Origin of the sequence: Sulfitobacter sp. D7, assembly GCF_003611275.1 — a bacterium.
GTDB classification, from domain to species: Bacteria; Pseudomonadota; Alphaproteobacteria; order Rhodobacterales; family Rhodobacteraceae; genus Sulfitobacter; species Sulfitobacter profundi.
In genome coordinates this window covers 2,084,039-2,107,255 of sequence record NZ_CP020694.1, presented here as the reverse complement: position 1 = coordinate 2,107,255, position 23,217 = coordinate 2,084,039, and the positions used below count along the sequence as shown (strand labels likewise).

The window sequence follows — 23,217 nt, the reverse complement described above, 5'->3', positions numbered from 1 at the left end:
CCCCCTCGTTTGTCATTGCTGTGTCATTGCGTCGGGCGCGAATCCGAGCGCGCCCAATTCGGCCGTTTATATCGCGGTTGTCCGCCGGATGACACCGGCTTTCCCACCTCGCCGCCCATCAAGGCACGCCGCGTGGCGGGCCGGTTTCCGGGGGCTGGTAGGCCGCGCGGTTTTGGGTATACTGCGCGCAATGCAACGGCAGGGGGCAGAGATGCGAAAGACGGGACGTTTGGCCGGTCTGGCCGCGGTAGGTTTGGCGGCAGCCGGGATGATCGCGATGGGGGCAGCGCCGGCGGCAGCCGATATGTTTGCCAGCAAAAACCGCGCGGGTTTGTTTTCTTCTCAGAAAAGCATCCTCGATAACCGCGCATCCAAGCAATATTCCGCCTCCGTTCGGCTGCAACCGCCCAAGGTTGTCACCCCGACGAAATGGGATGCGCCGAAATACAACGGTTCCTACAAAGGGGCCTTTCTGACCCATGCCCGCGCGGCGGCGACCCGGCATGGTATCCCGGTTGATCTGTTTCTGCGGCTGGTTCAGCAGGAAAGCGGCTGGAACCCCAAGGCGCTGTCGCACAAGGGGGCGATGGGATTGGCTCAACTGATGCCCCAGACCGCGCAGGCGCTGCGCGTCGACCCGACCGATCCGGTGCAGAACCTTGAAGGCGGCGCGCGCTACCTCAAAATACAGTACCGCGCTTTCGGCAGTTGGGAGCTGGCGCTGGCGGCTTATAACGCGGGGCCGGGGGCGGTTAAGAAATACGGGGGCGTCCCCCCCTATAAAGAAACGCGGAATTACGTTAAAGTGATCACTGGCAGCTAAGCCATTGATATCCATGGGTCTGTATGGCGCGGTGGGCGTTTGTCCGCCTATTTTCACGTGCCTATGCCCCCTTGGCCCGGCGCCCTAGGGAACCGCTGGGGCGATCTTGGGGTTCTTTGATCAGAAACTTTGCAGCGGGAAATTCTCGCCTCAGAGATAAAAGATCAAAGGAGAACGACATGCTGACGAATATGAAAAACATCGCCCTTGCCGCCGGTGTAAGCGTTATTGCGCTGAGCAGCTCTGCTTTTGCCCAAGATAAGATCATGGTCTCGAAAATCGACGTTGAATCCTCTGTCAGCGCGGCTGCAGAGAGCAACGCCATGGACTTCTATCCTGATCTGGAAGAAGACCTGCGCGCCGAAGTGGCAGAGCGTGTGCCGATGAGCAGCGATGGTGCCGATCCGCAGATCAAGATCGATATCCGCAAGATCTCTCTCAACGGCGCAACCATGTTGCCCGACAGTAAAGAATTCAACGAGTTGGAAGGCGTTGTTGATATCACAAGCCCCACCGGTGACAACGCTGGTCTGAGCTTCCCGGTGAAGATCTCAGCCTATAGCGGCGAAGACATCGCACCCGAAGGCTATGTCAACGTGCCGCCGTCTGAGACTGAATTCTACGTGGCGCTCGTGTCGACCTTTGCCGATGTTGTGGCCGAAGGTCTGGCCAATGTGAACACAGCCGGTTCGTCCGTCGACCCCTAAATCCGGCCCCTAAAACCGGATCACGATTACCTCAGGCCGTTCCCCCCTTAAACCGCCTGAGGGAGCAGGCGCGGCTCTTCGGAGCCGCGCCTTTTTCATTCTGCTGCCGTGCCCACTTCGATCACCGGCTCCATCTCGGCGAATTGCTGGGCTGAGAGGTGGCATTTAATCTGATGCCCGTCCGCCATGGTGACCATCGGCGGGACCTCCCGTTCGCAGAGGTCCCCCGGCACCTGTGATTTCCAGCGACAGCGCGTCTGAAAAGGGCAGCCCGGCGGCGGGTTCATGGCCGAGGGCACGTCGCCTTCGAGGACGATGTGTTTCTTCTTTACCTTGGTATCGGCAATCGGCACGGCACTCAGCAGCGCCTCGGTATAGGGGTGATAGGGCGGCGAGAAGACCTGATCGGTGTCGCCCAATTCGACCACATGGCCCAGATACATCACCATCACCCGGTCGCTGAGATAGCGCACGATGGAGAGGTCATGGCTGATGAACAAGAGCGTCGTCTTCTGCTCGCGCTGGATCTCCATCAGCAGGTCGGTCACCGCCGCTTGTACGCTTACATCCAGCGCCGAGACAGGCTCATCCGCCACCACGATCCGCGCGTCACCCGCAAAGGCGCGGGCAATGCCGACCCGCTGCTTTTGCCCACCGGACAGTTGCCGCGGCATGCGGGTTGCGAATTCACGCGGCAGTTTGACCAGATCGAGCAGTTCCAGCATGCGCTGCTTGCGCTCTTTCTCATTCTTGCCGATGCGGAAAATTTCCAACGCGCGGATGATCTGCCGCCCGACGGTCATGGAAGGGTTCAGCGTGTCGAAGGGGTTTTGAAAGACCATCTGAACATCGGCGACGTTCTTGGTCGTGCGGTCGTCGATGGGCACCCCGCCAATATCCTTGCCATCAAGGTAGATGTGCCCCTCGGTCGCCGTCTCAAGCCCCATGAGGACCTTGGCGAAGGTGGATTTGCCGCAGCCCGATTCCCCGACAATGGCGAGGGTTTCGCTCTCATGGGCCTCGAAACTCAAGGATTCGTTGGCTTTGACCACCTTGGTATTGCCGCCGCCGAACATGGCATTTGCCGCGACCTGATAGTATTTCTTGAGCTTGTCCATCTTGAGGACGACCTCGCCAACCTCGCCCTTTTCCTTGACCTCGGCCAGTTCCAGTGGCGCTTGCCAGTCGATTTCTTGAAAGCGAATACAGCGGGTTTCGTGCCGGTCGTTGCCGGGTACGCTTTCCATCGGGATCGGCGCGGCATCGCAGCGGCCCGCCATGAAATAATCGCAGCGGGGGCCGAAGTTACAGCCGGGCGGGCGTTCATGGGGCAGGGGGAAGTTGCCGGGGATGGCCACAAGAGGCCGCGCGTTCTTGTCGGCGCCGGGCAGTGGGATCGAACGGAACAGCGCCTGCGTATAGGGGTGCTGCATCTCGTCGAAGACATCGTGGATGGAGCCTTTCTCGACCGCTTCGCCGGAATACATCACGCAGATGCGGTCGCAGGTTTCCAGCACCAGCCCGAGATTGTGGGAGATGAACAGCATTGAGGTGCCGTATTTCTTGCCCAAGTCCTTTACCAGATCCACGACCGCCGCTTCGACGGTCACGTCAAGCGCGGTCGTCGGCTCATCAAGGATCAGAAGCGAGGGTTCGGACATCAGCGCCATGGCAATCACGATGCGCTGTTGCTGCCCGCCCGAGAGTTGGTGCGGGTAGGCTTTCAAGATGCGCTCTGGATCGGGGAGTTTCACATCCGTGACCACCTGAAGCGCCCGCACATAGGCTTCTTTTTCGGACATGCCAGCGTGGATCATCGGCACTTCCATCAGCTGTTTGCCGATCCGCATGGCGGGGTTGAGGCTGGCCATCGGCTCTTGATAGATCATCGCGATCTCGCTGCCGCGAATGTCGCGTAGCTCTTCGGGGCTCATCTCGCTGAGGTCGCGGCCCTTGAACTTGATGGAGCCGCCGACGATCCGGCCATTGCGGCCCAGATCCTGCATCACGCCCAGCGCCACGGTCGACTTGCCGCAGCCGCTTTCGCCCACCAGCCCCACAGCTTCGCCCGGTTGGACGCTGACAGAGAAATCCATCACGGCGGGGATCTCGCGCAGGCGGGTGAAGAACGAGATCGACAGGTTGTTGATCTCAAGAATGGGGCCGTCGTAATCAGTCTTTGGCATTTGTCTCTCCCAGTCGGGGGGATCAAAAGGGTCCGGGAGGGGGCGCCCCCCGGAGGATGTTTCTTAGTCGCGCAAGGATTCTTCGCGCAGGCCGTCGGCCAGCAGGTTCAGGCCCAGAACGAGGCTCAGAAGTGCAAGCGCGGGCGCGATGGCCGCGTGCGGATAGAGCGACAGCAGGCGGCGGCCTGCGTTGATCGTGCTGCCCCAATCCGGGCTCTCGCTTTCCAGCCCAAGGCCGAAGAACCCCAAAGTGCCGAGAAGGATCGTGGTATAGCCGATGCGCAGGCAGAAATCGACGATCAGCGGGCCACGGGCGTTGGGCAGAATTTCCCACAGCATGATGTACCACGGGCCTTCGCCACGGGTCTGGGCGGCGGCGACATAGTCGCGCGTTTTGATGTCCAGCGCGAGGCCGCGCACGATGCGGAACACCGTGGGCGAGTTCACGAAGACGACCGAGACAAAGACCACCAGCACACCGGCGTCGATATCAAAGAGGTCGATCATGCTCGGCAGGCCAGGGATGCGGTAGGTGTCCGTCGCCACGATCGCACCGTCGGTAGAGACCAGCGACAGGTACAGCCAGCCGACCACGCCCAGCACCACGATCAGCAGCGGCGTGCGGAACGAAGGCTGCGTGTAGTAGCGTGAGTTCAGCAGCACCGCGAGGAAGATCAGCGGGAAGATAAACAGGAACACGGCCATGTAGTTCGGGATGCCGGTCAGCACGATCTCGGGCGTGACCAACAGGTAGAACAGCAAGATCACCGGAAACGCGAGGATCAGGTTCGCCAGAAAGCTGAGGATCGTATCCAGCCGCCCGCCGTAATAGCCCGCAGGCAGGCCCAGCGTGATCCCGACCATAAAGGCAAAGAGCGTCGCCAGCGGCGCGATCTGCACCACGACCCAAGAGCCCTTGATCAGCCGAGAGAAGACATCGCGGGCAAGGTTATCACCGCCCAACAGGAACCACGGGTATTCGCCCTCATCGGGGCTGCGCAGCGGGGTGCCGGGCAGCTTGTTCTTCATGCCCGAAGTTTGGCTAAGGCTGTCGTGCGTCACCAGCAGGTCGAACAACCCGCCAAAGACTCCGGTGAATACCCAGAACATGACGATGGCAAAGCCGATCATCCCCACGGTGCTGTCGAATAGCTTGCCGTAGAGGCCAAGGCGGCGTTTGAAGTGGATGGAGACGGCGAAGGTCAGGATCAGCGCGATCCAGACCGGCAGCATCTGCTGCGACATGCCGCCGAAGATGCCTGCCTGCGGCCCCATGAAGGCACCGGCGACGATATAGATCAGCACCACAAGGATCAGCAGCGCAAACAGCAGGATCACCGCACGGTTCAGTCCGCCCGCCACACCGCCCCGTCGGGCAACGGTGCCGTCGGGGTTGATCTCTTGTGCCTCACTGGCAGGCAGGAAGGAAACGACAATCTGCGCCGCGACAGCCAAGGCCAGCATCACGCAAAGGCCGAGGAAGATGATGTTGAGCCCCGCAAGAGACCCGGTCCATGTCAGTTGTTCCATGTCCATGCTCCCTTAAGAAATGCGAATGCGCGGGTTGAGGAAAACGTAGCCGATATCAGAGATCAACTGCGTCACAAGCACGACGATGACCGACACGACCGAAACGGCGAGCAGCAGTTCGATGTCGTTGTTCGCAGCCGCTTGGACGAGGAGCCAGCCGAAGCCCTTGTAGTTGAACAGCGTCTCCACAATCACCACACCGTTCAGCAGCCATGGGATTTGCAGCATGATCACCGTGAAGGGCGCGATCAGCGCGTTGCGCAGGGCGTGTTTCAGCACGATCTCAGAGAATTTCACCCCCTTGAGCCGCGCTGTGCGGATATACTGCGCGGTCATCACCTCGGTCATCGACGCCCGCGTCATCCGGGCGATATAGCCCATGCCGTAGAGCGAGATGGTCAGCACCGGCAGGAAGAAGTTCCAGAAGTTGGCGTCTTTCATGGCAGACGTGGCGGAGCCAAGAAATAGGGTTTTACTGTCGATCCAGCCCCATTCCGCCAGAAGCGGCGAGAGGCCAAAGCGCGAGGAGGCCAGCACCGCGATGAAGATCACGCCCGAGACATATTCAGGCGTCGCCGTGGTGGCGATGGAGAAGGTCGAGAGCGAGCGGTCAAGCTTGGAGCCTTCGCGCATGCCCGCCAGCACACCGACGATCAGCGCCGAGGGGACCATCAGCATCAGCACCCAGAACATCAACTTGCCGGTGAGTGCGAGGCGCGTCAGGACGGTTTCGCCCACGGGTTCTTTGAAGACGGTCGAAAAGCCCCAATCGCCTTGCAGGATGCCGCAGCGGGTGGCGCGCGCCTCTACCGGGGTGCCGGGGGCGAAACAGCGGCCAAAGGTCTCTTCCGGCGTGTCGCCTTCGGTGACCCATCCGGGCAACACGCCCAGCCATTCGCCGAACTTGTCGACGGTGGGTTGCAGATAGCCGCGGCTTTCAAGGTAGCTGGCCACTGCCTCGTCGGACATGCGGAAGTTGCCTTGGGTCTTGGCGAGCTTTTCGAGGTTCGGATAGAGATTGGTCAGCCAGAATACGATGAACGTCAGGCAGAGCGCCGTCAGCAACATCACACCCAGCCGGCGCAAAATGAATAGTCCCATGTGGTCCCCTGTGGCAGGGTCGGGCGGTGACTTGGCCCGACGATGCGGCCTTTGTGGCCTTTTTGATTTGTGCGGCGCCATCACAGCGCCGGTTCTGTTCGCGGCAGACGTTGCTGCCTGTGCGCACTGTGATGCCTAAGACCCATTGGCGGTCTTTCCCAGCGTCACGCGCTTGGTCGTTGATCTGACTGTTTTCAGAGCAGTTCAGCCATCAGGCACATAAATTGGTCGCGCGTCAACATTCGGCTGAGCCGTTTGAGGGAGTTTTTGCGACATTTTGAGGGTCTGAAAGCGACATTTCGGGCGCGGATCAGCGCAGCTTGCTGGGGGGGAGGCCGCTGTGCTGCTGCATGAAACGGGTGAAATAGGCAGCGGAGCCAAAGCCCAGAGAGGCTGCGATCTCGGCGGCGGTTTGATCGGTTTCGGCCAACAGACGCCGGGCGGCATGGCAACTGCGTTCCGTCAAGAGATCAGCGGCGGATTTGCCGGTGGCCGCTTTGACAGCGCGGGTCAGATGGGTCGGCGTGACGCCCAGTTCCGCTGCGTGATCGGCCATGCTGCCACCCTTGGGCGCGCGCTGGGCGATCAGGGCGCAGAACCGCGCGCTGAGCCTGTCGCCGGCCTTGGGCCGGGGGGCGGCATGTTCGTCTGACATGATCTGCCGGCGGAGCCATACCGATATCAGCGCGACCTGAGCCTTCAGCGCGTCTTGTTGGAGGGGGCGGCCTTGCTGAACCTCCCGCTGGGTCTGTTCGATCAGGGCCGCAATTTCGGATTGGGCTACACCGTCGCGGATGCGCAACTGGCGCGGCATTTCGGGCAAACGCACATCGCGGTCTTCCGGGATCAGCACCGCATGGCCCAGACATTGATAGCCCAGCTCCAGAGCAAAGAGCGACCGCGCCGGTATCCAGAGTGCGTTATGGGGGCTGATGCCCCGGCGTTGCCCATCCAGCAGCAACCGACCCTGGCCCCGGGTGATCCAGATCAGCAGATGGTGGTCGCGCTCATGGGCGAGGGTCAGCCGCCAATCTTGCCCCGCCGAAAGCTGGGCCAAGGTGTGGGTTTGTATCTGCGTTTGGGGCACGCGGCGCTTTCGTCGAGAAATGGCAACCCTGTCGGGACAATCTACAACGTCAGGCTATCGGATGGTTGGAATAACGCAAGAAACTGTGTGCGCCCTGCGGTTATTGCGGCGTCACCCGATGCCAATCTGCCATTTTGCTACGCATCCAAGTGCGCTGCCGTTTGGCGAAGCGGCGGGTGGCAACCACGGCGGCTTCGCGGGCGCGGTGCAGGGGCCAATCGCCGTCAATGTGGCGGATCAGTTCCGGCACGCCGATGGCGCGATGGGCGGGCAGCGTGGGGTCATATCGCGGACGGAGGGCGGCGACCTCTTCCAAGGCGCCTTGCTCTAACATCAGGTCAAAGCGTTGGGCGATGCGGGCGTTCAGCCAATCCCGCTCAACATCGAAAACGATAGGCAGGCAGTCCGCGAGCGGCAAAAGCGGCGCGCCGGTATCGCGTTGCCAGTCCGACAGGCCGCGGCCGGTGGCCTGCCACACTTCCCAAGCGCGCTGCACCCGCGCGCGGTTGCGCTGGTCAATGCCCGCCGCGGTCTCAGCATCAAGCTGCGCCAGCAGGTCTTCGAGCGTCATGTCATCGCCTTGGGCGCGGACCTCTGGCGGGGTTTTCGGTATCTCAGCTAATCCTTGGGTCAGAGCCGCGAAATAAAGCCCGGTGCCGCCGGTGATGATCACCCGCTGATCGCCGCCCAGCAGCGGGGCCACCTCGCGCAGCCAATGGCCGGTGGAATAGGACGCATCTTCGGCCAGATGACCATAGAGCAGATGCGGCGCGCGGGCCTCTTCTTCGGCTGAGGGCCGGGCGCTGATGATGCGCAGGGGCGCATAGACCTGACTGGCATCGGCGTTCACGATCACGCCGCCCTGCGCCTCTGCGATGGCGAGTGCCAGGGCAGATTTGCCACTGGCGGTTGGCCCGGCGATCAGCACAGGCCGCTCGGGCGGCAGGTCTTGCAACAGAGCATCAAACTGGGCCTTGGGAATATCCGGCATTTCTTTGCGTCTTCCTTACGTCCCGCATTGAACCTTGGACGTATTTGCGACATTTTGGCGCGAAATGAAAACCCTTCACCGCCGTATGGCTCAAATCTCCTCCGGTTGGTGAAATAATAAGGTGTGCCCGATGTCCCAAGACACCCCCCAAGTCTCCTTTAACCGCGTGATGCTAAAGATTTCCGGGGAGGCGCTGATGGGTGACCTCGGCTATGGCCTGCATCCACCAACCGTCGAACGCATCGCCCGCGAAGTGCAAACGGTGCATTCGCTTGGCGTCGAGATCTGCATGGTCATCGGCGGCGGCAATATCTTTCGCGGGCTGCAAGGCTCTGCGCAGGGGATGGAGCGGACCACGGCGGATTATATGGGCATGCTTGCCACCGTCATGAACGCTCTGGCGATGCAGTCCGCGCTTGAGGGTCTGGGCATCCACACACGGGTGATTTCGGCCATTACGATGAACGAAGTGGCCGAGCCTTACATCCGCCGCCGTGCTGTGCGCCACCTTGAGAAGAAGCGCGTTTGCATCTTTGCCGCAGGCACCGGCAACCCCTATTTCACCACCGACACCGCTGCGACCCTGCGCGCTAATGAGATGTCTTGCGAGGCCATCTTTAAGGGCACCAAGGTCGATGGGGTTTACGACAAAGACCCGGCGAAATTCGATGATGCAAAACGCTATGACACGGTAAGCTATGACGACGTGCTGCAAAAGCGGCTTGGCGTTATGGATGCCTCTGCCATCGCATTGGCACGCGACAACAACCTGCCGATTATCGTCTTCTCGCTGGATGAGCCGGGCGGGTTCAAGGGCATTCTGGCCGGGCAGGGCACCTATACCCGCGTCGGCTAAACGCGAAATGCACCGCAGGTGATCGTCCTACGGCTGGACGATCCGCTTAAGGCCGCCGCGGCTCTCTTGGGGTCGCGGTTGGCGCATGGTGGCGAAGTAATGGGCAGTTGTGAAAGCGCCGCGCCACCGTTAGAAAGCCGTAACGCAAGGAAACAACAAGCAGGCCTCGCCATGTCAGACGAATTTATGCTCGATACCGATGATCTTGAACGGCGGATGAACGGCGCAATTGCGTCGCTTCGGACCGAGTTCGCATCGCTGCGCACAGGGCGTGGCTCGGCCTCTATGCTGGAGCCGGTGATGGTTGAGGCTTATGGCCAGATGACCCCGGTGAACCAAGTCGGCACCGTCAACGTGCCAGAGCCGCGCATGGTGACGATCAACGTGTGGGACAAAGGTCTGGTCGGTAAGGTTGAAAAGGCCATTCGCGAAAGCGGTCTGGGCATCAACCCGCAGCTGAACGGCACCATCATCATGCTGCCGATCCCTGAGCTCAACGAAGAGCGCCGCACCCAGCTGACCAAGGTTGCCGGGCAGTATGCAGAACACGCCCGCGTTTCGATCCGCAACATCCGCCGCGACGGGATGGACCAGATCAAGAAAGCCAAAAACGACGGCGCGATGTCCGAAGATGACCAGAAGATTTGGGAAGGCGAAGTGCAGGACCTGACCAACCGCTTCATCACCCTCATCGATGACCAGCTTGAGACGAAACAGGCCGAAATCATGCAAGTCTGACCCGGCCCAAGGGCAGGGACACAGCACTTGAAAGAAAAGGCCGAGACATGAGCACCGCCGAAATTCAACCTAAGATTGCTCCCGGTGGGCCGCGACATGTGGCGATCATCATGGACGGCAATGGCCGCTGGGCCACCCAACGCGGGCGGCCCCGGCTGTTTGGTCACCACGCCGGTGCCAGACGGGTGCGCGAAATCGTTGAGGCCTGCCCCGATGTGGGGGTGGAATACCTGACGATTTTTGCCTTCTCGACAGAGAATTGGAAGCGCACGCAGGTCGAGGTGGCGGGGCTTATGTCGCTGTTTCGGCGCTATATCTCCAAGGAAATGCGCAGCCTTAGCGAATATGGCGCGCGGGTTCGGTTCATCGGGGATCGCGACAGGCTGGATGACAAGCTGATCAAACTGATGGGCGAGCTTGAGGCCCATACCGTGCAAAACACCCGCATCAACCTCACGATTGCGCTGAACTATGGTGGCCGCGATGAGGTGGCCCGCGCCACGCATCGTTTGGCCCAAGATGTCGCCAGCGGCAAACTCGACCCCGACAGCGTGGACGAAGAGACCCTGCCGCGCTACCTCGATACCCATGTGCTGCCCGACCCCGATCTGGTGATCCGCACCAGCGGCGAGGCGCGGATTTCGAACTTTCTGCTGTGGCAGTCGGCCTATGCGGAATATGAGTTCATCGACACGCTGTGGCCGGATTTCACCCGCGAGGAATTCGCCCGGCTCTGCGCCGCCTATGGCGGGCGTGACAGGCGGTTCGGTGCGGTCAAGACCTGAGGAGACTTGCGATGAAATCACCTGAACAATGGTCCGACCTGCGGGCGCGGATGCTGTCTGCCAGCGCCATGATCCTGATTGGCCTGCTGGGCATCTGGCTGGGCGGTGTGGTGTTTCATCTGCTGGTCGCATTGATTTGCGGCATGATGGTCTGGGAACTGGTCGGCATGCTGCGCGGGCCGGGGAAGGCGGAATCTTGGCAGCTTGGGCTGGTGACGGGCGTGGCCGTGTTGGCCTCGGTCTATCTGCCGGTTGGCTTTGGCCTGCCGCTGTTGCTGGCACCCGCGCTTTTGGGCTTCGCGCTATTGAGCGCCAACCGCACGCTTTACATGAGTTTTACCGCGCTGATCCTGCTGGCGGGCTTTGGCCTGATCCAGTTGCGTGACGACATGGGCTTTGGCTGGCTGATGTGGCTGGTGCTGGTGGTCGTGGTCACCGATGTGGTAGGCTATTTCGCCGGTCGCGCCATTGGCGGGCCGAAGTTCTGGCCCAAGGTCAGCCCCAAGAAAACATGGTCCGGCACCGCATCGGGCTGGGTCGGGGCGGCTGTTGTCGGGCTGATCTTTTCGTTCAACACCGGCTTTGGGCTGCAGCTCGTCGGCATCTCGGTCGCGCTGTCGATGGCTTCGCAGATGGGCGATATGGCGGAATCGGGGATGAAACGTAAGATGGGCGTCAAAGACAGCTCGGCGCTGATCCCCGGCCATGGCGGTCTGCTGGACCGCTTTGATGGAATGCTGGGCGCTGCGGTGTTCTTGCTGATCGTCGGGCCGCTGATCGGCTTCCCGCCGGGCGTGAACTGATCCGCTATGCCGCGCAAGATTTCGATACTGGGGGCGACCGGGTCCATCGGTCAAAACACGATTGACCTGATCCGCCGCGCGCCTGACGGCTATGATGTCGTGGCGCTGACCGGGGCGGGCAATATCGCGCAACTGGCGGCGGATGCGAAAGCGCTGAACGCCGAGGTCGCGGTCACCGCGCGCGAAGACCTGCTGGAGGATCTGCGCGACGCGCTTAGCGGCAGCGGGATTGAGGCGGCGGCAGGGTCTGACGCGATCGCCGAGGCGGCATCGCGTCCGGCGGATTGGACCATGTCGGCGATCATCGGTGCTGCGGGGCTGGCACCGGGGCTGGCCGCCCTGCGCCAAGGCGGCACACTGGCACTGGCCAACAAGGAATCGCTGGTCTGCGCCGGGGCGCTGATCATGGGCGAGGCTGAGCGCAATGGCGCGACGATCCTGCCGGTCGACAGCGAACATTCCGCCGTTTTCCAAGCGCTCGTGGGCGAGGATATGACCGCCGTTGAGCGCGTCATCATCACTGCCAGCGGCGGCGCGTTTCGCGATTGGCCGCTAAAAGACCTCGCCAATGCGACGCTCGACCAAGCTTCAAACCATCCGAACTGGGACATGGGTCAGCGGATCACCATCGACTCAGCCTCGATGTTCAACAAAGCGATGGAAGTCATTGAAACGAGGGAATTTTTCGGCGTCTCGCCTGAGGCTATCGAAGTGCTGGTGCATCCGCAGTCGATGATCCATGCGTTGGTGGGGTTCTGCGATGGTGGGCTGATGGCCCATGTCGGACCGCCTGACATGCGTCACGCGATTGGCTATGCGCTGCACCACCCGCAGCGGGCACCTTTGCCGGTGGAGCGGCTGGATCTCACCAAGATCGGACGGTTCGATTTTACCGCGCCCGACGACGCCCGCTGGCCCGCGCTGCGCCTCGCGCGGGAGGTCATGGCAGCAGGCGGCCTCATGGGCGCGGTGTTTAATGCGGCCAAAGAGGTTGCGCTGGATGGCTTTATCGCCGGGCAGTTGCGCTTTACCCAAATGGCCGAAATCGTCGAAGAGGTATTGGACGCGCGCGCCGCTGACGCATCGCTGGGCCGGGGCAGCGACGAAATGACACTTGATCTGGTGGCCGAGGTCGATCATCTCGCCCGTAAGGCCGCGACAGCCGCAATTCATAATAGAGCAGGATAGCACGTTGGACATCATGGGATATTTGCCGGAGTTCGGCGGGCTGATTTGGACGATATTGGCCTTTGTCGTGGCGCTGTCGGTGATCGTGGCGATCCACGAATACGGCCATTACATCGTTGGCCGTTGGACCGGGATCAAAGCGGATGTCTTCAGTCTGGGCTTCGGCCCGGTGCTGTTTTCGCGCATCGACAAGCGCGGCACGCGCTGGCAGTTCGCGCTGCTGCCCTTTGGCGGCTATGTGAAATTCGCGGGCGATTCCAATGCGGCCTCCGGCAAGGACGAAACCGCGATGGAGGCGCTGGCCGAAGACCCCGAAGCGCTGCGCCACACGATGCACGGCGCGCCGCTTTATGCCCGCGCGCTGACCGTGGCGGCGGGGCCGGTGTTCAACTTTGCCCTGTCGATTCTCATCTTTTTCGCCGTGGCGATGACCGCTGGCACCGCCCGCGATCCGCTCACCGTGGGAGAGCTGCGGGCGCTTCCCAACGCTGCCTATGAGTTGGAGCCGGGCGACATTCTGCGCGCGGTCGAAGGCGCGCCGGTGCCCTCGCTTGCTGCCGGTGGGGGCTATAGCGATTTCCTGACGAATTTGCCCCAAGAAGCGGTCTTGAGCTATGACATCACCCGCGATGGGGCCGACCTGACCGTGCCCGGCCCCTATCTGATGCCGCCGCTGGTCAGCAATGTCGCGCCGCAATCGGCAGCGCAAGAGGCCGGTTTGCGCAGCGGGGATGTGATCACCGCCGTCAACGGGCAAGAGATCGTGGCCTTTGGTGAGTTGAAAGAGGTGGTCGAAGCTTCCGAAGGGGCGCCGCAGGAGCTGACCGTCTGGCGCGACGGCGAGAGCCTGCCTTTCACCCTCGTTCCCAAAGCCACGGATGAGCCGCAGCCCGATGGCAGTTTCAAGCAAAACCTGCGCATCGGCATCGTCGGCGGCATGGCCTTTGTGCCCGCAACCGATACGCCCGGCGTGGGGGAGGCGCTTAGCTCGGGCCTAGACAACACTTGGCGCATCATCACGGGGTCGATCTCGGGCCTGCGCGAGATGATCGTCGGCAATATCAGCACCTGCAACCTGAGCGGCCCGGTGGGCATCGCCCAGACTTCGGGCGCGATGGCGAGCCAAGGGGCGCAGTCCTTCATCTATTTCATCGCGGTGCTGAGCACGGCGGTCGGTCTGCTGAACCTCTTCCCAATCCCGGCCTTGGACGGCGGGCATCTGGTGTTTTACGCCTATGAGGCCGTGACCGGCAAACCGCCCAGCGATGGCGCGCTGCGGATTTTGATGACCATGGGCATCGCCTTGGTGCTGACCTTGATGCTCTTTGCGCTTGGGAACGACTTGTTCTGCCCATAAGGCCGGGCGGCGCCCCTGACAGTGAAAGACATCCTGCGCCTTGCCCTTACGGGCAGGGCGTAATGCCTTGAAATGGTCATAATTGAACAAAATCGTGCCGCAATCCTTGGCTACGGTCATCTTCCATCAAGAAGGAACCCATGATGCACGTTTTACAAGGATCATACCGCGGCCTCAGCCTGCTTTTGGACCTTAACTGGGACCGTGCGTTCTTTGCCGCGGCCATTGCAGCGGCGCTCTCTGCCGGGGCCTTTGTCGCCTCTCTCTGAATGCTTGCGAGTGCGTGATAGAGTGCCTTATCGGGTGCTTCTGCACGATCTTGGCTCATGATGTCATTCTGGCCCAACTTGCCGCATGATATGGTATATTTTCTCGGCCGTTGCTTTTGACAAACCCCGTCAACCTGCGTAGTCAGGTTGACAACAATGTCGTAAAAAAACGGGTCGGTGTAATGGGACTGAGGAACGAGGGCAGAATGCCCGTCGAGTGGGCGCAGCGCAGCAATGTTGGCAAGACCCTTCGGGGGGCATCGCTTTGTGTCATGTTGTCCGTGGCCTGGCTCGTGCCGGGCAGCCAAGCGCAGGCGCAGCAATATCAGTTCAACACGGTCGTCATCGACGGCAATGAGCGGATCGGCGACAGCGCGATTCTGCGCCGGGCCGGTATCGGGCGCGGGCAGGCGGTGTCGGGCGGTCAGTTGAACGACGCCTATCAGAACCTGCAAAACTCGGGCTTGTTTGAATCCGTCGCTCTTGAGCCGCAGGGCAACACGCTGGTCATCACGGTGGTCGAACTGCCGACGCTGAACCGCGTCAGCTTTGAGGGCAACCGCCGCATCAAAGATGAGATGCTGGCCGAACTTATCGGCTCGACCGAGCGTCGGGTGTTCAATCCCAGCCAAGCCGAGCAAGACGCCGCCGCCATCGCCGAGGCCTATAGCAACGAAGGCCGTCTGTCGGCCCGCGTGCAGCCCCGCATCATCCGCCGCGATCAAAACCGCGTCGATCTGGTGTTCGAAATTTTCGAAGGCGACAACGTCGAGATCGAGCGTCTGAGCTTTGTCGGCAACCGGGTCTATTCCGACCGGCGTCTGCGCCGCGTGCTGGACACCAAACAGGCGGGTCTGTTCCGCCGTTTGGTCAAACGTGACACCTATGTCGAAGGCCGGGTCGAGGCCGATAAGCAGATGCTGCGGGATTTCTACCTCTCGCGCGGCTATGTCGACATGCGTACCGAGGCGGTCAACGCCGAGCTGACCGAAGAACGCGATGGCGTCTTCGTGGCCTATAACATCACCGAGGGGCAGCAGTTCCGTTTCGGCAACGTGTCGGTCGAGTCCGAAGTGCCGGGTCTGAACGCCGCCGTGTACCGTGACCTGCTCAAAATCCGCCCCGGCGTGATCTACTCGCCCACTCTGATCGAGAATGACATCGCCCGGATCGAGCGCCAAGCGATCCGCGATGGTGTCGATTTCCTGCGGGTCGAGCCGGTGATTGACCGCAACGACCGTGATCTGTCGCTCAACGTGACCTACAAGCTGTCCCGTGGCGAGCGTATCTTTGTTGAGCGGATCGACATCGAAGGCAACACCACGACGCTTGACCGGGTGATCCGCCGCGAGTTTGACAGCGTCGAGGGTGACCCGTTCAACCCGCGCGAAATTCGCCAAGCGGCAGAACGTATCCGCGCGCTGCAGTATTTCGAGACGGCAGAGGTCAACGCCCGCCAAGGCTCCAGCCCCGAGCAGGTTGTGATTGACGTCGATGTGGAAGAGAAGCCCACAGGTTCGCTGAACTTCGGCGGCTCCTTCTCGAACAACGACGGTTTCGGGGTGGCGGTCAGCTTTCAGGAGGACAACTTCCTCGGGCGCGGCCAGCGGCTGAACCTGTCGATCTCCACCGCCGAAGATGCCACGCGCTATGGCGTGACCTTTGTCGAGCCGCGCTTTTTGGGGCGTGACGTGGCGCTTGGTCTCAAGCTTGATTATGCGGAAACCAATTCGTCTTACACCAGCTATGACACCGAACGTCTGGTGTTCCAGCCCAGCCTGACTTTTCCGGTCAGCGAGAATGGCCGTCTGTCGACGCGCTATACGCTCGAAGGGATCGAGATGCTGGAGCGTGATGATGAGGATAACAGCGCCACCATCGCGAATGAAATCGCGGAAGGCGCGTTGTTCTCTTCCTCCCTCGGCTACACCTACACCTATGACACCCGCCGCACCGGGCTGGATCCGACACAGGGCATTCTATTCGAGTTCGGTCAGGACTTTGCCGGGCTTGGTGGGGATAACGAGTTTATCAAGACGACTGCCAAGATCGCGGGCGAAAAGCGCATCTTTAACGAGGAAGTGACCCTTCGCGCCACGCTTGAAGGCGGTGCGCTGGCATGGAACGGCGGCACCAACCGCGCTGTTGACCGCTTCATCCTCGGCCCGTCGATCATGCGCGGCTTTGAGCCGGGCGGCATCGGTCCGCGCGATCAGAGCAACGGTGTGGATGACGCGCTTGGCGGCAACCTCTTTGCCGTGGCCCGTTTCGAGGCGGAGTTCCCGCTGGGGCTGCCCGAGGAATATGGCATCTCTGGTGGTGTCTTCTATGACGTGGGCAACCTGTGGGATCTGAGCGATGTTGACACCACGGGCGGCACCATCGTCGGCGAAGGCGGTTCTTTCCGTCATGTGATCGGCTTCTCGGTCTTCTGGGACACGCCACTTGGCCCGCTTCAGTTCAACGTCTCCGACGCGCTGAAGAAAGAGAGCTTTGACAAAGAGCAAAGCTTTGAGGTCACGCTGCGGACGACGTTCTAAGCCCATGCGCCGCGCTCTCATCCCCTTGGTGATGATGCTGGCCGGGGCCACCCCCGGCCTCGCGCAGCAGGCCCCTGTGGCAGAGCCGCAAACAAACACGCCAGCCCCCGCGCGGGGCGGTGTGATCAGCCCCGTGCTGACCATCGATTCCGAGCGCCTGTTCCGCGACAGTGCCTTTGGCCAGCGCGTCACCCGCGAGATCGAAGCCGAGAGTGAGCAACTGGCCACCGAAAACCGCGAGATTGAGGCGGCCCTAGAGGCGGAAGAACGCGAACTCACCGAAAAACGGTCGCAGATGAAGCCCGCTCAGTTCCGGCTTCTGGCCGATGCCTTTGACGAGAAGGTCCAGCGCACAAGGACAGAGCAGGCGGCGAAAAACCGGGCGCTGAGCGAGGCGTTGGATCTTGAGCGCGAGCGGTTCCTGTCTGCCGCGGCCCCGGTGCTTGAGCAGTTGATGCGAAATTCCGACGCGGCGGTCATTCTTGAGCGGCGGCGGGTCTTTGTTTCTTCCTCGGTGATTGAGGTCACGGATGAGGCGATTGCCCTGCTGGATGAGGCGATCGGAACCGGGCTGACCGACGCCGACTGATCCGCGCGCCCTGCGGGGATGCTTGCCCCCAGCCGCCTGAATTGGTAGCCATTCAGCAACCTTCTGAGACAAAGGACAGTCCATGACCGAAGAGCTGCTGCGCGCCGATATCCAGTTGATCCAGCGCATCCTGCCGCACCGCTATCCCTTTTTGCTGGTCGACAAGGTCGAAGAGATCAAGGGCACCGAGAGTGCTGTCGGCTACAAAAACGTCACCATGAACGAGCCGCATTTTCAGGGCCATTTCCCCGGCACGCCGATCATGCCGGGCGTCACCATTGTTGAAGCGATGGCGCAGACAGCAGGCGTGATGGTGGGCACCGCCCTTGGCATGCAGGACCGCGACATGCTGATCTATTTCATGTCGATCGACAAATGTAAGTTCCGCCGCAAGGTTGGCCCCGGCGATGTGCTGCGGATGGATCTCACGACCCTGCGCGGCAAGCCGGGTGCGAAAATCTGGAAATTCGGCGGTGTTGCCACGGTCGAGGGCGAAATGGCCGCCGAGGCCGAATTCATGGCGATGTTGGATCTGCCGCAGGACGCGGCATGAGCAATATCCACCCCAGTGCCGTGATCGAAGAGGGGGCGCAGATCGACCCTTCGGCGCGCGTCGGCCCCTTTTGCGTCGTCGGGCCTGAGGTCGTGCTAAAGGCGGATGTGGAGTTGAAATCCCATGTCGTCGTCACTGGCCAGACCGAGGTTGGCGCGGGCACGGTGATCTTTCCTTTCGCGGTGATCGGTGAGATTCCGCAGGATTTGAAGTTCAAGGGCGAAGCCAGCCGTCTGGTCATTGGCGAACGCAACCGCATCCGCGAACATGTCACGATGAACTGCGGCACCGAAGGCGGTGGCGGGGTGACGCGCGTGGGCGACGACGGGCTGTTCATGGCGGGCTGTCACATTGCCCATGACGCCATCGTCGGCAACCGCGTGATCGTGGTGAACAACGCCGCCGTGGCGGGGCATTGCGTGCTTGAAGATGACGTGATCATTGGCGGGCTTTCGGGCATCCATCAGTGGGTCCGCATCGGTCAAGGCGCGATCATTGGCGCGGTGACCATGGTGACCAATGACGTGATCCCCTATGGGCTTGTCCAAGCGCCGCGGGGTGATCTGGACGGGCTGAACCTTGTCGGGCTGAAACGCGCGGGCGTGGCACGGAGCGACATCACGGCGCTGCGGGCAGCGTTTCAGATGCTCGCGCAGGGCGAGGGTACATTCTCGGACCGAGCGCGGCGTTTGGGCGACGAAACCCAAAGCGATTACGTTCGCCAGATCGTCGATTTTGTCATGGCCGACACGGGCCGTCATTTCCTGACGCCGAAATGAGCCTTGCGCTGATCGCCGGGCGCGGCGGCTTGCCCGCACGGGTGGCGGCAGCGCAGGCCGAGCCGCCGTTGGTCTGCGCCTATGAGGGCTGCGCGCCCGATGGGTTGAAGCCCGATCTGACCTTTCGTTTGGAGACCTTGGGCAGCCTTCTGGCGCATCTTTTGGGCGTGGGTATTCGAGATGTGTGTCTGTGCGGGGCTATCGACCGGCCCACGCTGGACCCCGCAAAGCTCGATATCCGCACAGCACCTTTGGTGCCGCAGTTCAAACAGGCGCTGGCCGCGGGCGACAATGGCGCGCTTGAGGTGATCAAGACGATTTTCGAAGACCATGGCCTTCGGGTGGTCGGGGCCGATGAACTGGTGCCCGACTTGTTGGCCGACAGCGGTGTGCTGTCGCGGGAGTTGCCAGATGAGCAGATGCGCCGGGATGCCGCGCGTGGTGCTGCCGTGCTCGATGGCTTGGCCACGCTCGACATCGGGCAGGCTTGCGTGATTGGGCGTGAGCAGGTCTACGGGGTTGAGACCATCGGCGGCACGGATCACTTGCTGACGACCTTGCCAGAGATGGTGCGCGGGGCGCGAGCGGTGCTCTGCAAAGGCCCGAAAACTGACCAAATCCGCGAGATTGATCTGCCCACCATCGGCCCCGACACGCTGCGCGCCGCCCATGCAGCGGGGCTGGCGGGCGTGGTCGTAAAAGCAGGCGGTGTGATGCTGCTGGAGCGTGACGCTTGCGTGGCGCTTGCTGATGAGCTTGGTCTGGTGCTTTGGGTCCGAGAGAAAGACGCGACATGAAGGTGTTCATTCTGGCAGGCGAGCCTTCGGGCGATCGGTTGGGCGGCGCGCTGATGGCGGGGCTGAAAGAGCTTTGTCCCGAGGTGACCTTCGACGGCATCGGCGGGCCGATGATGATGGCTCAGGGGTTGGAAAGCCGGTTCGACATGAACGAGCTCAGCGTCATGGGGCTGGCCGAGATCCTGCCGAAATATCGCGCGCTGATGGCCCGGATCAACGAGACGGCGCAGGCGGTGGTTGAGACCAAACCAGATGTGCTCATCACCATCGACAGCCCCGATTTTTCCCTGCGTGTGGCGCGTAAGGTGAAAGAGAAATCCGACATCCGAACAGTGCATTACGTTGCCCCGACGGTCTGGGCATGGCGCCCCGGTCGGGCTGAGAAGATGGCCCGCTCTGTCGATCATGTGCTGGCGCTTTTCCCCTTTGAGCCGCCCTATATGGAAGCGGCGGGTATGGCCTGTGATTTCGTGGGTCACCCGGTGGTGGCCGAGCCTGTGGCCGATGACGCCGCCGCTGCGGCCTTCCGCGCCGAGCACCGTCTTGCCGATGCACCGCTGTTGCTGGCGTTGCCCGGCTCGCGCCGGGGCGAGGTCACGCGGCTGGCGCCAGTGTTCCAGCAGGTCGTCGCGCGGCTGGTCGAGGCGGAGCCGGCCTTGCGCGTCGTGGTGCCAGCGGCCAGTCCGGTGGCGGCATTGGTCAAACAGGTGACGCGCAATTGGGCCGGCAACCCGCTGGTGCTGGACCCGCGTGATATGGCGTCCGAAGAGTTCACCGCCACCAAACGCGCCGCCTTCCGCGCGGCGGATGTGGCGCTGGCGGCCTCGGGCACCGTGTCTCTGGAACTGGCTGCGGTGAACACGCCAATGGTCATCGCCTATGACATGAACTGGATCAGCCGCCAGATCATCGGGCGGATGCTGCGGGTGGATACGGTGACGCTGGTCAACCTCGTCTCGGAAACCCGCGTGGTGCCGGAGTTCATCGGGGCGAACTGCCGCCCCGGACCCATCGCTGAAGGTGTCTTGCAGGTGCTGCGCGCGCCCGGCGCCCAGAAGGACGCGATGGCGCTGACGATGCAACGTTTGGGGCAGGGCGGCGAGGCACCGGGCCTGCGGGCCGCGCGCGCGGTGCTGGCCCGGATGTAGGCGGGATCAGCCCCGGTGGATCCAGCCGCCGCCGAAGATGCGGGTGCTTTCAGGATCATAGAACACGCAAGCCTGCCCCGGGGACACGCCTTCCTCGGCGGTCAGCAGTTCAACCTCGGCCTCGGTCGCGCTGATCGGGCGCAGAATCGCATCGCGCGGCGGACGGGTGGAGCGCACGCGCACGGCGATGTGCCACTCCGGGCGCGAGGTCAGGGGCTCATCGCCCAGCCAGTTGATCTCTCGCACCGGGATCTTGCGGGTGGCGAGCATGGATTTAGGGCCAACGACGACCTCTTTGCGCTCGGCATCCAACCTCACCACATAAAGCGGGTCGGCCAGACCGCCGATGCCCAAGCCGCGGCGCTGACCGATGGTGTAGTGGATCACACCCTCATGATTCGCCAGCACATTGCCCTCGGTATCGACGATATTGCCCGGATCGGCAGCCTCAGGCCGTAGTTTGCGGATCACCGCGGCATAGTCGCCATTGGGGACGAAACAGATATCCTGACTGTCAGGTTTGTCCGCGACTTCCAGCCCGTATTTCGCCGCCAGCTTGCGGGTGTCGTCCTTGCTGGGCAGATGGCCCAATGGGAAGCGCAGATAGGAAAGCTGCTCTTCGGTGGTGGAGAAGAGGAAATAGCTCTGATCACGGTTGCCGTCGGCGGCGGCGTGCAGTTCCGGGCCGTTCTCGCCCATCTTCCGCTGGATATAGTGACCTGTGGCCATGCAGTCGGCCTCAAGATCTTTGGCGGTTTCCAACAGGTCTTTGAACTTCACCCGCTCGTTGCAGCGAATGCAGGGCACAGGTGTCGCACCGCCAAGGTAGCTATCGGCAAACTCGTCGATCACGGCGTCCTTAAAGACGTTTTCATAGTCCAGAACGTAATGCGGGAAGCCCATTTCCTCGGCCACGCGGCGGGCGTCTTGGATGTCGACACCCGCACAGCAGGCACCTTTTTTAGCCAGCGCCGCGCCGTGATCGTAAAGCTGGAGGGTGACGCCGACGACGTCATACCCCTCATCAGCCAGCATCGCGGCAACCACCGAACTGTCCACACCGCCAGACATCGCCACCACCACCCGCGTATCGGCGGGGGCTTTGGCAAAGCCAAGCGAATTGAGCGGCGGGGTCTGATCAAGGGCCATGGGTCTCTCCGGAGTTTGTGCGCGAATATAGGAAAATCCTACCTAGTCACAAGGGCAGGCTTCACGCCGCGTTAAGGCAGATGGGGGTTATTGGCCGCCAGAACAATGGCGGATGATGCGATGTACCTGAAAAAAGTCGATGGGCCACGGTCTGTTACCCTCGCTGACGGGAGCGTGATGTCACGCGCCGATTTGCCCGGCGCAGATACGCGAAGGTGGGTCGCCTCGCGCAAGGCAGCGGTGGTGCGGGGGGTGGTCTATGGGCTGATCACCCAATCCGAAGCGCTGGAGCGTTATGGCATTAGCGATGACGAATTTATGGAATGGTTGCATGCGGTTACAGAGCATGGAGAGGCCGCGCTGAAGGCCACTGCCTTGAAGAAGTATAGACAACTTTAAGTTGTTAAGCTAGCCTATCTAGTATCGGTAACGGGTAGTTAACCTTTTTTGCTCAAGATTAGCCAATCGTCCTAGATGAGCCGGAGAAACCGAATGCGTGTATTGTTAGTTGAAGATGACCCGACGACCTCTCGCAGTATTGAACTCATGCTGACCCATGCGAATCTTAACGTCTATGCCACCGACCTAGGCGAAGAGGGAATCGATCTGGCCAAGCTCTATGACTATGATTTGATCCTGCTCGACCTCGATCTGCCGGATATGAACGGCCATGATGTGCTGCGCCAATTGCGGCTGGCGCGGATTGAAACGCCGATCCTGATCCTGTCGGGGTCCGACGATACGGAAAACAAACTCAGGGGATTTGGATTTGGTGCCGACGATTATTTGACCAAACCATTTCACCGCGAAGAATTGGTGGCCCGGATCCACGCCATCATCCGTCGTTCCAAAGGCCATTCCCAATCGGTGATTGAGACGGGGCAAGTCGCCGTAAACCTTGATGCCAAGACCGTCAGTGTCAACGACAGCCCCGTGCATTTGACCGGCAAAGAATACCAGATGCTGGAACTGCTGAGCCTGCGCAAGGGCACGACCCTGACCAAAGAGATGTTTCTCAACCACCTCTATGGCGGCATGGATGAGCCTGAACTGAAGATCATCGATGTCTTTATCTGCAAGCTGCGCAAAAAGCTCAGCCAAGCCACAGGCGGAGAGAGCTATATCGAAACCGTCTGGGGCCGGGGCTATGTGCTGCGCGATCCCGAACCGGCGCAGATGGATCTGGCCGCCAGCGCCTGATCTGCCATCAACCGGACCTAAAATCGCTAGACCTGCCCCTG

At 61.5% G+C, this 23,217-nt stretch carries 23 protein-coding genes; 17 read left to right on the top strand and 6 right to left on the bottom strand.

The window, feature by feature from the left end:
- The first annotated feature begins 277 nt into the window (after window positions 1–277).
- Window positions 278–823, top strand: coding sequence for a lytic transglycosylase domain-containing protein (locus B5M07_RS10185; RefSeq protein WP_120352218.1), 546 nt, complete (start codon window positions 278–280; stop codon window positions 821–823).
- A gap of 179 nt (window positions 824–1,002) precedes the next feature.
- Window positions 1,003–1,530, top strand: coding sequence for a hypothetical protein (locus B5M07_RS10180; RefSeq protein WP_120351220.1), 528 nt, complete (start codon window positions 1,003–1,005; stop codon window positions 1,528–1,530).
- A 95-nt stretch (window positions 1,531–1,625) separates the two neighbouring features.
- Here the strand turns inward: B5M07_RS10180 and B5M07_RS10175 are convergent, their stop codons facing one another.
- From B5M07_RS10175 to miaA, 5 genes are all read right to left on the bottom strand, one after another.
- Window positions 1,626–3,716 carry a dipeptide ABC transporter ATP-binding protein gene (locus B5M07_RS10175; RefSeq protein WP_120351219.1) on the bottom strand — a complete coding sequence of 697 codons (2,091 nt, stop codon included), beginning with the start codon at window positions 3,714–3,716 and terminating at the stop codon, window positions 1,626–1,628.
- Between the two features lie 63 nt (window positions 3,717–3,779).
- A complete protein-coding gene (locus B5M07_RS10170; protein WP_162931841.1) occupies window positions 3,780–5,246 on the bottom strand; it encodes an ABC transporter permease in 1,467 nt (488 codons plus the stop codon).
- 12 nt (window positions 5,247–5,258) lie between these two features.
- A complete protein-coding gene (locus B5M07_RS10165) occupies window positions 5,259–6,347 on the bottom strand; it encodes an ABC transporter permease (RefSeq protein ID WP_120351218.1) in 1,089 nt (362 codons plus the stop codon).
- Between the two features lie 310 nt (window positions 6,348–6,657).
- Complete coding sequence (locus tag B5M07_RS10160) at window positions 6,658–7,434, bottom strand: helix-turn-helix domain-containing protein (protein WP_120351217.1); 777 nt, start codon at window positions 7,432–7,434, stop codon at window positions 6,658–6,660.
- Between the two features lie 100 nt (window positions 7,435–7,534).
- Window positions 7,535–8,425, bottom strand: a complete 891-nt coding sequence (gene miaA / locus B5M07_RS10155; protein ID WP_120351216.1) for a tRNA (adenosine(37)-N6)-dimethylallyltransferase MiaA — start codon at window positions 8,423–8,425, stop codon at window positions 7,535–7,537.
- A gap of 130 nt (window positions 8,426–8,555) precedes the next feature.
- Here miaA and pyrH point away from each other — a divergent pair, with 130 nt between their 5' ends.
- From pyrH to lpxB, 13 genes are all read left to right on the top strand, one after another.
- Window positions 8,556–9,281, top strand: coding sequence for a UMP kinase (gene pyrH, locus B5M07_RS10150; RefSeq protein WP_120351215.1), 726 nt, complete (start codon window positions 8,556–8,558; stop codon window positions 9,279–9,281).
- A 171-nt stretch (window positions 9,282–9,452) separates the two neighbouring features.
- Window positions 9,453–10,019 carry a ribosome recycling factor gene (gene frr, locus B5M07_RS10145; protein ID WP_007120421.1) on the top strand — a complete coding sequence of 189 codons (567 nt, stop codon included), beginning with the start codon at window positions 9,453–9,455 and terminating at the stop codon, window positions 10,017–10,019.
- Between the two features lie 47 nt (window positions 10,020–10,066).
- Window positions 10,067–10,804, top strand: a complete 738-nt coding sequence (gene uppS / locus B5M07_RS10140; protein WP_120351214.1) for a polyprenyl diphosphate synthase — start codon at window positions 10,067–10,069, stop codon at window positions 10,802–10,804.
- Window positions 10,805–10,815: 11 nt separating this feature from the next.
- Window positions 10,816–11,607 carry a phosphatidate cytidylyltransferase gene (locus B5M07_RS10135; protein WP_120351213.1) on the top strand — a complete coding sequence of 264 codons (792 nt, stop codon included), beginning with the start codon at window positions 10,816–10,818 and terminating at the stop codon, window positions 11,605–11,607.
- A gap of 6 nt (window positions 11,608–11,613) precedes the next feature.
- Window positions 11,614–12,795, top strand: a complete 1,182-nt coding sequence (gene dxr, locus B5M07_RS10130) for a 1-deoxy-D-xylulose-5-phosphate reductoisomerase (RefSeq protein WP_120351212.1) — start codon at window positions 11,614–11,616, stop codon at window positions 12,793–12,795.
- A 13-nt stretch (window positions 12,796–12,808) separates the two neighbouring features.
- Entirely contained in the window at window positions 12,809–14,152 is a 1,344-nt protein-coding gene (gene rseP / locus B5M07_RS10125) for an RIP metalloprotease RseP (RefSeq protein WP_441351411.1), read from the top strand.
- Between the two features lie 140 nt (window positions 14,153–14,292).
- Window positions 14,293–14,421, top strand: coding sequence for a hypothetical protein (locus B5M07_RS19675; protein WP_276321492.1), 129 nt, complete (start codon window positions 14,293–14,295; stop codon window positions 14,419–14,421).
- Window positions 14,422–14,627: 206 nt separating this feature from the next.
- Entirely contained in the window at window positions 14,628–16,961 is a 2,334-nt protein-coding gene (gene bamA / locus B5M07_RS10120) for an outer membrane protein assembly factor BamA (protein ID WP_120351210.1), read from the top strand.
- A 4-nt stretch (window positions 16,962–16,965) separates the two neighbouring features.
- Window positions 16,966–17,550, top strand: coding sequence for an OmpH family outer membrane protein (locus B5M07_RS10115; RefSeq protein WP_120351209.1), 585 nt, complete (start codon window positions 16,966–16,968; stop codon window positions 17,548–17,550).
- An 82-nt stretch (window positions 17,551–17,632) separates the two neighbouring features.
- Window positions 17,633–18,103, top strand: coding sequence for a 3-hydroxyacyl-ACP dehydratase FabZ (gene fabZ / locus B5M07_RS10110; RefSeq protein ID WP_067628883.1), 471 nt, complete (start codon window positions 17,633–17,635; stop codon window positions 18,101–18,103).
- Entirely contained in the window at window positions 18,100–18,882 is a 783-nt protein-coding gene (gene lpxA / locus B5M07_RS10105) for an acyl-ACP--UDP-N-acetylglucosamine O-acyltransferase (RefSeq protein ID WP_067939984.1), read from the top strand. The genes fabZ and lpxA overlap by 4 nt, the downstream gene beginning before the upstream one ends.
- Window positions 18,879–19,679, top strand: a complete 801-nt coding sequence (locus tag B5M07_RS10100) for an LpxI family protein (protein WP_120351208.1) — start codon at window positions 18,879–18,881, stop codon at window positions 19,677–19,679. The genes lpxA and B5M07_RS10100 overlap by 4 nt, the downstream gene beginning before the upstream one ends.
- Window positions 19,676–20,827, top strand: coding sequence for a lipid-A-disaccharide synthase (gene lpxB / locus B5M07_RS10095; protein WP_120351207.1), 1,152 nt, complete (start codon window positions 19,676–19,678; stop codon window positions 20,825–20,827). Before B5M07_RS10100 ends, lpxB begins: the two co-directional genes overlap by 4 nt.
- Before the next feature lie 6 nt (window positions 20,828–20,833).
- Here the strand turns inward: lpxB and mnmA are convergent, their stop codons facing one another.
- Complete coding sequence (mnmA, locus tag B5M07_RS10090) at window positions 20,834–21,976, bottom strand: tRNA 2-thiouridine(34) synthase MnmA (RefSeq protein WP_120351206.1); 1,143 nt, start codon at window positions 21,974–21,976, stop codon at window positions 20,834–20,836.
- Window positions 21,977–22,096: 120 nt separating this feature from the next.
- Here mnmA and sciP point away from each other — a divergent pair, with 120 nt between their 5' ends.
- Together sciP and ctrA are read left to right on the top strand one after the other, a co-directional pair.
- Window positions 22,097–22,375: a CtrA inhibitor SciP gene (gene sciP, locus B5M07_RS10085; protein WP_067939991.1), complete on the top strand. Its 279-nt coding sequence runs from the start codon at window positions 22,097–22,099 to the stop codon at window positions 22,373–22,375.
- A 93-nt stretch (window positions 22,376–22,468) separates the two neighbouring features.
- The gene (ctrA, locus tag B5M07_RS10080) at window positions 22,469–23,176 is read left to right on the top strand and encodes a response regulator transcription factor CtrA (RefSeq protein WP_067626480.1); all 708 of its coding nucleotides are present in this window, start codon (window positions 22,469–22,471) and stop codon (window positions 23,174–23,176) included.
- Window positions 23,177–23,217 lie beyond the last annotated feature (41 nt).